This window comes from Nostoc sp. NMS7, from assembly GCF_017115085.1.
GTDB lineage: Bacteria > Cyanobacteriota > Cyanobacteriia > Cyanobacteriales > Nostocaceae > Nostoc.
This window is the reverse complement of record NZ_JABXKJ010000211.1, coordinates 17,646-26,691: the sequence shown is the minus strand read 5'-3', so window position 1 is coordinate 26,691 and position 9,046 is coordinate 17,646. Positions and strand designations below refer to the sequence as shown.

13 protein-coding genes are annotated in these 9,046 nt (G+C 42.7%); 3 read left to right on the top strand and 10 right to left on the bottom strand.

The window, feature by feature from the left end:
* Window positions 1-185: 185 nt before the first annotated feature.
* The 5 genes from HWQ38_RS24670 to HWQ38_RS24650 form a co-directional block, all read right to left on the bottom strand.
* The gene (locus tag HWQ38_RS24670; protein WP_292798842.1) at window positions 186-506 is read right to left on the bottom strand and encodes a hypothetical protein; all 321 of its coding nucleotides are present in this window, start codon (window positions 504-506) and stop codon (window positions 186-188) included.
* Window positions 507-509: 3 nt separating this feature from the next.
* The gene (locus HWQ38_RS24665; RefSeq protein ID WP_292798840.1) at window positions 510-2,093 is read right to left on the bottom strand and encodes a hypothetical protein; all 1,584 of its coding nucleotides are present in this window, start codon (window positions 2,091-2,093) and stop codon (window positions 510-512) included.
* A 50-nt stretch (window positions 2,094-2,143) separates the two neighbouring features.
* Window positions 2,144-2,410 carry a hypothetical protein gene (locus HWQ38_RS24660; protein ID WP_292798838.1) on the bottom strand — a complete coding sequence of 89 codons (267 nt, stop codon included), beginning with the start codon at window positions 2,408-2,410 and terminating at the stop codon, window positions 2,144-2,146.
* Entirely contained in the window at window positions 2,365-3,762 is a 1,398-nt protein-coding gene (locus HWQ38_RS24655; RefSeq protein WP_292798836.1) for a DUF935 family protein, read from the bottom strand. The genes HWQ38_RS24660 and HWQ38_RS24655 overlap by 46 nt, the downstream gene beginning before the upstream one ends.
* Window positions 3,763-3,845: 83 nt before the next feature.
* Window positions 3,846-4,241, bottom strand: a complete 396-nt coding sequence (locus HWQ38_RS24650) for a 3'-5' exoribonuclease (protein WP_366933340.1) — start codon at window positions 4,239-4,241, stop codon at window positions 3,846-3,848.
* Window positions 4,242-4,511: 270 nt separating this feature from the next.
* Here HWQ38_RS24650 and HWQ38_RS24645 point away from each other — a divergent pair, with 270 nt between their 5' ends.
* The 3 genes from HWQ38_RS24645 (at window position 4,512) to HWQ38_RS24635 (ending at window position 5,601) form a co-directional block, all read left to right on the top strand.
* Window positions 4,512-4,964 (top strand): hypothetical protein, encoded by a 453-nt coding sequence (locus HWQ38_RS24645; protein WP_292798834.1) that lies wholly within the window; start codon window positions 4,512-4,514, stop codon window positions 4,962-4,964.
* A gap of 47 nt (window positions 4,965-5,011) precedes the next feature.
* Window positions 5,012-5,161 carry a hypothetical protein gene (locus HWQ38_RS24640; RefSeq protein ID WP_292798832.1) on the top strand — a complete coding sequence of 50 codons (150 nt, stop codon included), beginning with the start codon at window positions 5,012-5,014 and terminating at the stop codon, window positions 5,159-5,161.
* Window positions 5,162-5,223: 62 nt separating this feature from the next.
* Window positions 5,224-5,601, top strand: a complete 378-nt coding sequence (locus tag HWQ38_RS24635) for a hypothetical protein (RefSeq protein ID WP_292798830.1) — start codon at window positions 5,224-5,226, stop codon at window positions 5,599-5,601.
* Between the two features lie 43 nt (window positions 5,602-5,644).
* Here HWQ38_RS24635 and HWQ38_RS24630 read toward each other — a convergent pair whose 3' ends face one another.
* From HWQ38_RS24630 to HWQ38_RS24610, 5 genes are all read right to left on the bottom strand, one after another.
* Complete coding sequence (locus HWQ38_RS24630) at window positions 5,645-5,842, bottom strand: hypothetical protein (protein ID WP_292798828.1); 198 nt, start codon at window positions 5,840-5,842, stop codon at window positions 5,645-5,647.
* 11 nt (window positions 5,843-5,853) lie between these two features.
* On the bottom strand, window positions 5,854-6,057 hold the full coding sequence (locus HWQ38_RS24625) for a hypothetical protein (RefSeq protein WP_292798826.1): 204 nt from the start codon (window positions 6,055-6,057) through the stop codon (window positions 5,854-5,856).
* Window positions 6,035-7,939 carry a hypothetical protein gene (locus HWQ38_RS24620; protein WP_292798824.1) on the bottom strand — a complete coding sequence of 635 codons (1,905 nt, stop codon included), beginning with the start codon at window positions 7,937-7,939 and terminating at the stop codon, window positions 6,035-6,037. Before HWQ38_RS24620 ends, HWQ38_RS24625 begins: the two co-directional genes overlap by 23 nt.
* The gene (locus tag HWQ38_RS24615; protein WP_292798822.1) at window positions 7,866-8,477 is read right to left on the bottom strand and encodes a terminase small subunit; all 612 of its coding nucleotides are present in this window, start codon (window positions 8,475-8,477) and stop codon (window positions 7,866-7,868) included. The genes HWQ38_RS24620 and HWQ38_RS24615 overlap by 74 nt, the downstream gene beginning before the upstream one ends.
* A gap of 183 nt (window positions 8,478-8,660) precedes the next feature.
* Window positions 8,661-9,041 carry a helix-turn-helix transcriptional regulator gene (locus HWQ38_RS24610; protein ID WP_292798820.1) on the bottom strand — a complete coding sequence of 127 codons (381 nt, stop codon included), beginning with the start codon at window positions 9,039-9,041 and terminating at the stop codon, window positions 8,661-8,663.
* Between the last annotated feature and the right edge of the window lie 5 nt (window positions 9,042-9,046).

Sequence of the window (9,046 nt, the reverse complement as noted above, 5' to 3'; positions counted from 1 at the left end):
TCACTACAGGTTTTTTGTTTTTAGATCTATATAGAAACAGAATGCGGCGTAAGCTGCACTTCTGTTTCAGTCAGAATAAGGCTTTTAGCGATTTTCGGTATGGAAAATCCCTTATAATGTAGGGACACGACTCACCAGCAAAATAAGGGATTCCATGCCCAAAAAACCCTTGATGAACGCCATATTTAAGATTTGGCATGATTTTTTTGTGCTTCGATTACCGCAGATTCTACTTGCTTATCAGATAAAAAATCTGTTGAATTAACTTCTGGGAACAACTTTTTAGCAGTTTTCAAAGAAAGTAAACATATTCCAAGAAATTTTTGGCGATCGCTGCTCAGTTTTTTTATTGTGCCTGCTTTTAAGCAATCTTCAGACAATTGATTGCTGTATTTTTCTCCTGCACCTGCATCCTCTTTGGAATCAACTATCAACCCTGAGATTGTATAGCGGTAATAAGGCGACATTTTAGCTAACGCTAGTGTTCTAGAGAGTTCTGCATCCATCAATTAAACTCCTACACCCTTTTTCTGCCCATCGGTAAATTTCAGATTAGTATCTTGTACAGTAACTTTACTTCTGTTTAAAAGATTCATGAAGGTGTTAGGTTGGTAACTCTTGTTTAGGGCGATCGCGTCAATACCGTGTGTGATCGCGTAGCGCCCCGAAGCCCCATCCCCTAAATCTCCCCAAAGAACCAAACGCAGTTTATTAGCTTTTTCTTTCAATTGCTGAAGTTGGTGGCTAGAATCTCCTTCTTGCTTCATAATTTTTACTTTTTCCTTCGCCTCCCAGCTATTAACTTTCTTTTCAGTTTGAGCAATTTGTTTGGCGAGTGCCTTTTGAGTCACAACAACAGCATCGTTGCTCAGTGCCATCCGCAAAGTACTTCCATCCGGCGTTATGTAACCGCGTTTAGCTACCTCATCAAATGTGCGGTGATATGATTCAGTATCTCCCCCATGTATAAAACTAGAGCCATCCTTGGACAGAGATCCAGAATTCCCTACATAAGTCCCATTCCCATATTGTCCATTACCTACAAAATAGTCCCCATTACGGAACTGATCAGCGAAATGTTCAGTTGTCACACCCCGTACCATCATTGTCGATCCAGAAGCAGCTAATGAATTCATCTCTTTTTCGGATTTTACTGCTGGTTTGCCATCGAATCCAGACTCTTTATAAAGCTGCTTGAGAACAGCATCTTCCTCCCCTGGGTTAAGTTTTAATTTTCCAGCATCATCATAAATTTTTTCAGTAATGTCCGCAACTTTACTGAAGTCTCCATTTTTAAGTGCTACGTCCATATCTTGCAGGCGCTGCGATCGCCCAGGCTTGGATTGCTTCAAATCATTGGTTTTGATTTGGGGGTTTCCATCAGGATCTGGAGACGCTGGGGGAGTAATGGAAGCAGCAGTTTTTTTGGAGGTGCTATTTTTTTTGACTGCGCTTGTCGCGGAGGGTGTTGTGGTAGCTAATGGGGCTGATGGTGCAGAAGTCGTAGGGGTAGATCCACCTGTCGTCGAAGGCGATCCTTTCCGTTTCTGCCCTTTACCACCTTTCTCTACAATCGCCTTCACCACCGCCTTCTCCTCACCACTCAACCCCACTGATTTACACTTGTAGCCGACCTTGATGCAATAAGTTGAGCTGTCAGCACGGGTGCAAGCCGAACTCTTCCCTTCTTTGCACTGCTTGGATTTACTACCGGGTGCAGCAAATTCATATTCTGAAAAGTTCTGCTCTAGATTCCCGGTATCAATTTGGGTATAATCTACATCCCCTGTATCAGAATCAATACTGAAGTTAAACTTTTTCGTTAATACTGGCGAAACAATATCAGAAAATACCCCGATAATCTTACTCCCCTCTCTACGAGACGCTCCGCGAACAACCTTCACCCCTTCAAATCCAGAAATCCCATCTGTGTAGCGCTTCTCTAATATCTGCTTAATTTGATTGCCAGTTTCATCAAAGTTTAAGGGGAAGAGTTGGGCGATCGCATCTAACTCCGAGATGTCAGACTCAGAGAAGCTTGTACTAGCTAGGTGCCAACGGTGCAAGTTGAGGAATAGTTCAGCTACTGGCATTGGCGATCGCCCTTTTGAAATCAAGATTGTTGGTTACGTGCATACTTACTTCATGACTCAAGAACACTTGTTTCTGGAAAAATCTTTAAATCGCTTAACTCAGAATTCCGACGAGCAATACGTATTGTCTCCAGTAACTCAAGGATCATCAAATAAGTTGCTTTTTCCCAAGAAATATCTCCGCCTCGCCAAAATCCAACAGCTACACCAAGTTTTGGTTCCGATTGCGCTAGCTTTAAGATATATTCTTGAGTCAGCAAAGCATCGTAGCCTAAATGTTCATTTTGTGTAATTTTTGCGGATATTGACTGTTCCATAAGTTTTGTCCTGATTTTTCTAAACGTTTCTTAAAGGCGATCGCCTTTCTCGCCTCATAATTATCCTCCTCAAACCCAACATCAAACGCCCCACTATCTTGTTGCTGCTGCGTCTGCTGCTTTTGCTGTTCGGCTTGTACGGCTGCCGTGTCCTCGTAGCCATCGCCGTACACTTCCTTAACTTTATCAACAGATATCTTATACCCGATAGTATTAAGTGTATTATCCCGATTCACCCGTTGGTTAAGATCCTCACTTTCTTCGAGTTCGGGAAAGTGTCGCCAAATCATCGGCGGCTGGGCATCGGGGACATTAAGCTCAGTTATCCATCTGGCTAATTCTCTGAGTGGGCCAGTGGAGAGGCGATCGCTATCAAACTTGGCAAGAAATATCGTACTCCCATCTTGATGCGTTTGAGTAGCTGCCCTAGAACCAGCACCTTGGGGGAGTTCCAGAGAAAGGGTTTCGCCTAACACAAGTTTACTCATCTCGGCGTTGCACCAATCGATCGCTGTTTGGTATACGTCGCTTGTTGATGAGCGTTGGGCTTCCATCAGTACGGCATCCCATCCCGGGGGAAGTGTACCATACCCTTTTTTAAACATCTGGGCAAGTACTTTGGTGAATTCCTCGCGTTGTTCTTCGTTAGATTTACCAGCCTTACCCATGATTGATGGTTGGGCATATTTATCAAGGTAAATTAGGCGTTGCTTGGTTAGCTCCTTTTTGAACACCACTGCTAGCCAATACAACACCCGCCCTAGCCCAATACCCCACGGATTATCATTGATGCGATCGTAGGAATGGCAAAGTATCCGTTTCGGGGGAACCGTCATGCCTTCATAGTAATCACTTCTAGATAGCAAGCGGATTTCGTAACCTTCGTAATAGCCAATATCTTCGCCTTCTTTGCCATCGGGAATTTTGAAGCGAAACCGATAGGTGGGCTTGGCTGTAGCTCTTTTAATCTTAGTTAGGTTCCCGACAAGATCCCATTTAAACTCAAGAAAGCTTGTGCCTCGCAAAAAGGAAAACCGATTCATATCCGAGCAGGTTTTATCAAAGTCGAAATCGGTCAAAATACTCTTGACGACATCGGCGGCTTTTTTGTCCGCCTTGGAGTCTGAAGCTGGGGTAACTTTCCATTCACGGCAAGTTACATTACGATCGCGTGTCTCCAGTACTGCCTTTGCATGGGCATCTTTTAGTACTAAATCATAAAAATCTGTGTCGCCACCCAGTAGGTAAAGCAATGTGTCGTCTGGGATTTGAGCGAAACCATCAAATAGGTAATGCCTGGGGTCGGTGTCGGCGGCGGCGATTTCTTGGGATAATATTGCTGAAAGAGGCATGAGGCGATCGCGGGTATTTGAATTAAATTATACTCCCCCAAAACAAAACCCAGGAACAGAGACTTTTACTATCTAGCTAAACATTAAAACCAATAAAGCACTTTTGTTTCATACTCATCAAGGAATTCCCAAGCTAATTTATTCCACCTAGCGTCAGCAAGTGCATTATGTTCACCCTTACCTTGTTTTGGTAATTCTGGGTTTTCAAGGTAATCGCACCATTGCTTAATGTCACGGCAATACATTGGAAATCCTTTTGGCAAGTCCATCATTGTGCCAAAAAGTTGGCAAAAGCAAACCCAGTCATAATCTGCATAGTACGCCCAAATCTCAGGTTTTTCTGTTACCTCCAATTTTTTAAGTTCGTCAAATGTATGGTGATAAAGTTTAAATTTTGGAGTTTTTTGCTTAATAAAAGCCATCACATCAAAGGCGATCGCGTCTTTTGTTTTCCAAGAAGGATTATCGCGGCTTGGCAGTTGAGAAATAACGTTTTGTTTTACCCAATCACTAGCTTCAACCTACTGGGATTCGCGTTGAAGATGCTATTGCTTGGGCAAAAGAAATTCTTCGGCGCTATGAATAAGTCTGTATCTAAGAAAAATCTCATAATTCAGCACTCAAAATATTAACGTAAGTACTTGGTGCGACTTGCTTCCAATTAGCGATCGCCTCCTTCACATCTTCATCATCCACAGAAGCGATCGCCCCAAGCTAAAATAAGCTTGGGTCTTGTAGTGGTTAAAAGAATGAGAGCTTTGTTATCTATATATATTTTAGCGACAAGTTTTTTAGGCTCAATTGTGCTTTCTTACTTTTTGTCATCTATATGGCTAAAGTTGGATAAGCCTTCAACACTCACTTTGTGCGTAGTCGTAGCAGTACTTACTTTCACAGTGGGATTGGTCAATGAGATAAATTCATCTATATATTCTTCCAGTGACGATCTGGATCTGATTTCAACGGTCACAGCGATCGCCTACTCAGTTGCTATTGTCTACTTGCTAAAAACTCAAAAATGTCAAAATATCAGAAGTGATATAAAGGTATTCTTGTCAGACAAAGACCCTAACGAGGTTGATTGTTGTCCTTACAGGTTGAGTCACAATACTTTACTATCCCAAGCAACTGAAAAAATCTGGGAGCAGGAACGTACAAAACGACTAGATGAGATATTGCTTTTGACCGACATAAATTCTTAATACTATGCGATCGCATCCTGTCTATATAGTCCCTTCAATTTGTACCAATGAGCAAGACTCGTAACGATGCAGCAAAAATCTTGATTGAAAAGGGCTGGACTTTTGAGGAAATCGAATCTGTCTTGGTTAAAAAGGCAACTAAAGCTAAAGTTCATCCACAAAAACAAATTAATCAAACAAAGAGCAAAAAAGCTTAGAGCGATCGCCTGTGGCAGGTTGCACATGATAAAATGCGATTACCCCTTGTGAAGTAGGCATTGTGCTGCCCAGATACTATTACATCTTAGAAAACCGCGTACCCATAGAAGAAACGGATATTGCTGAGTGGGAGTTCTGGATGGAAACTCATGACACACTTGTGGCGTTAGCTGAGTTTGAGTGGGGCAGGATGTCTACTGTATTTTTGGGAAGAAATCATAATTGGAGTTTAGAGGGACAGCCAATTTTATTTGAAACAATGATTTTTGGAGGTGGTGATTTAGACGATACCACTTTTAGGTATTCAACTTGGGACGAAGCTTTGTCAACACACAATGCTATTTGTCAAGTTCTAATCGATGCATATTCACCTAGCCTAACAGGTGATGAACTTGTAGCCAAGGTTTCACAGCGTCTTCTTCCAGGCGCTGAAAAGTAATATTGCCGAAATGCGTAGCTCACGTTCACAAGCGATCGCACCCTTACTGAAATTTATACATCTGCCGTCCTAACCTGCCATTACACTCAGCAATCCACAAATAGTAGGTTGCTTTATACAGAGGGTTAGCAAGAAAGCTTTCATGCAAGCACAAAGACATATCCTCTGATTCTTCGTACACCACATTGTTTTTTTTGCACCAAACTTTGTAACCGTAAAACCACCTTGATTCTAATTCCACAAGCGATCGCCTCATGGTTTTGCATACAAGCTTTTCTGCACCAACTCCCACTCACTTGGGTTTGTCAGATCAACCGTTCTGACTGCTGTTACATGATCGCCGTAATTATCCGTAACAATATAAGTATGAGATGAGAGAACGCCTCTCACGATATCACCTGTTTTGAGATTTTTGAATTGCTCTGGTGTCATATCAATAGCGTGCGATCGCTCCATAGATTTCTCTATCTTCCCCACCAAAATCAAAGCTAACATCAGACTGATAACTGTCTAAATGTAGATAAAAAGCCACTTCGCAAAACATAGCAGCATAGTAAAGGTCATCTATATTATTTTTGCCCCGCTTCCACTTCCCAGATTTGGGATCGTAAGAAGGGGCGGATAAATGAGTGATAGGCGATCGCTCATTCCCCATCATTCCAAGCCATATATCCCAATCACTCGGTAAACAGTATTTTTCCATCGCAAAGGCGACCACCACAGTTTTTAAAAACTTCTCAGAGCGAATATGCCAGCAGGGGTATTCAATGCCACCATCATTAACAGTTGATTCAACAGCTGCATCTTTTTGACCTGGCTTTTGGTCTGCCATTTCAAGGCAGCTGACACGGCATAAATCTGAGGCATCGGCACGATCTGGTTCGTTGTCGATAATACCGTAAACAACGCCATACTCTTTCAACTTCTCAGGAATGGCATCACGCACCACATCGCCACCGAATAGCACTACACGGGTGGTTTGTTCAATAACTTCGGCAGTACTAAGAGAGGTTCGATCCTCCGGGAGAAAGTAGGCACAAATCCACAACCAATCTTCGGCGCGGCCTTGGTCAATACCAGCTAGGATAAAATCGGGTTTGCCTAAGCGTGGCATTAGAGCGATCGCACTTTTGAGCATATCTAAACTAACGTTAGTCGCCCCAGTTGTCGAAGCAATTCCGCATCGCTGTTGACTCCAGTCAGCCGGGTTAGATGTTTCTAGCCCTTCCCTGATAATTTCAGTAGCTAGGTTATACTCGGTTTCCCGTAAGAGGGGACTAAGGCAGATACCCACCTTAATGCGACGTTCTGGGTAGCCTTTGGGGAGAGAATCTAGGAACGATCGCAGGTTAATTCCAGTTTTGATGCAGCGAAACCACGCTTTTAAGGTGCGGTCGCTCTTGGGGATTTCAGTAAAACAATTGGGACAGGCAAAGTAAGCAGACGCGATCGCGGATTGCGGATTATGGTGATGCCAATTTACTGGCCTCCCCGATTCTGAGAGGTAAACGGGTTTATTGTTTTTCTGCTTAATTTCCCGCAGTAAGCAGCCCATCGGGGTGAGGTTGAATTCAGCTTTACACTTGGGGCATTGGGTGTGGGGGTGAAAGTCATAATCAGCCGTTTCAATCTCTAACTCAATACCAAGCCCCGACCCTGGAGTCCCGATTTGGCGAATTGGGCGGGATGGTAATCTCCCAGCATCGAGGCGACGGTCTAGCGGTGCGTCTGCGCCTGGGGGATACTGCGATCGCTCCTCTTTAAATAGAATATCTCTACTCACCCCAACAGCAATCCCACCAGCCGCCGCCGAACCATCACCATCTTTTAATTTACTGGTGGAAACGTAGACAAACTGGGCAGTTGCACCTTTGACTTGGTAAAGGGTATTATTTTGCGTGCCTTCAGATAGCTTAACTTTAATGTTTTTGGCTTTGAGCCATGCTTTGATTACGGGGCGGAAATTACTTGGAACTTGGATGTTTAGCGATCGCTCTTGGTCGTAACTCCACAGAGTGTTTAAGCCGCCCTCTGTGATGCAATAACAGAGGAGCAAAGTATGGGCTACCGATTTGCCGATTTGACTTGCCCCGGTAGCAAGCACCTCTGCTATGTAGAAGGTAGCTATTAATTCATAATATTCTCTATGCCAGTTATGCAGCGTAAGGCGATCGCCTCTCTCGTTACGCCCCCATTTCTCGACTGCTGCAACAAATGGCTTTCCACCTTCGTGGTAGGCAGTTTTCACAAAATCTGGAGTTAAGCTACTCTGTGTCGGTTGATTCGGGTTTTCGGCTAGTAAGCGATCGCAACCCTTCTTCAATCCCGGAAACGCCATCAATTATTACCCTTGCTTGATCATCTGTTAGCAAACCCTGCGACAATAAATGCGTTACTGCACTCATGGTACTCATGGCTTGGGGATATAGCCGCAAACGCCGCATTAATTTCTCCAGTGCTGCTAACTTATCGTGCATCTTTACTTCTACAGTGCAAATTTTTCCTTCTTCTGTGTATCGCTCAGTAAATTTGATTGATTGAAGTGCAGATTTGCCGCGATCGCTTAAAGTATCACTAGATTTTACTGATATTGAATTAGAAGTGAAATCAGCAATATCAGTAAAATTTGCAAAAGCTATTTTAGCAATTTCTGAAATTACTGAGGCTTCAGTAAGACTCAATAATTCCCCCAAATAGATTTTAATCTTAGGATTTGTTATAAGCGCAGATGCCCCAGCAGCAGCCGCAGATTCAGATTTTGCCGTGTACCCAGCACGAAGATAAGCTTTAGTCCCGTTTAAATCCTTGACGTATTCTTGACAAAATCTCAGTTGTAAATCAGTTAATCCATGCGGGTTTTCTGCTCTTTTTGCCATGCAAGGTGCTAGAACTTAAGCCAAATCTCAATATCTACAGTCTATTCTGGTTATGGGAATTCTTGTTGGGTTCGTAGGCGATCGCTTCTTTAACAGCTTCCCATCATATCTTTCCCTTAAATCATAAACGATGATCGGTAGCTGTGCCGACCTAACAGTGTCCCTCCATTTCTTGACATAAATTTAATCACTGGTTTCCTTTAATTTCATATTTACTAGATGAACACGAGCCGATTCATAGCGAATCCCTACTCTTTCTGCTATTTGCAAAACGCTAAGACCTTGCTCATATAATTTTTTGATTCTAGCTTTCAATAGCTTTTTAGTATTTGAAAAACTAAGAATTGGCTCTATTCTTGATTTCAATCGCCCATCTAAAATTAATACAAGCTCAAGTCTATTTTTAGCATTTAATTTATAGCTAGCATTGTAAAGATGACTCTCAATAGTTCTACACTTGACATCCATTGCTTTGGCTATTTCTTTATTACTGAATCCTTGTCGGACAAACGCAATCACTTCTCTTTCTTTTGGCGTTAAGCTTAATATTGGGTGGCGAATCATAAAAA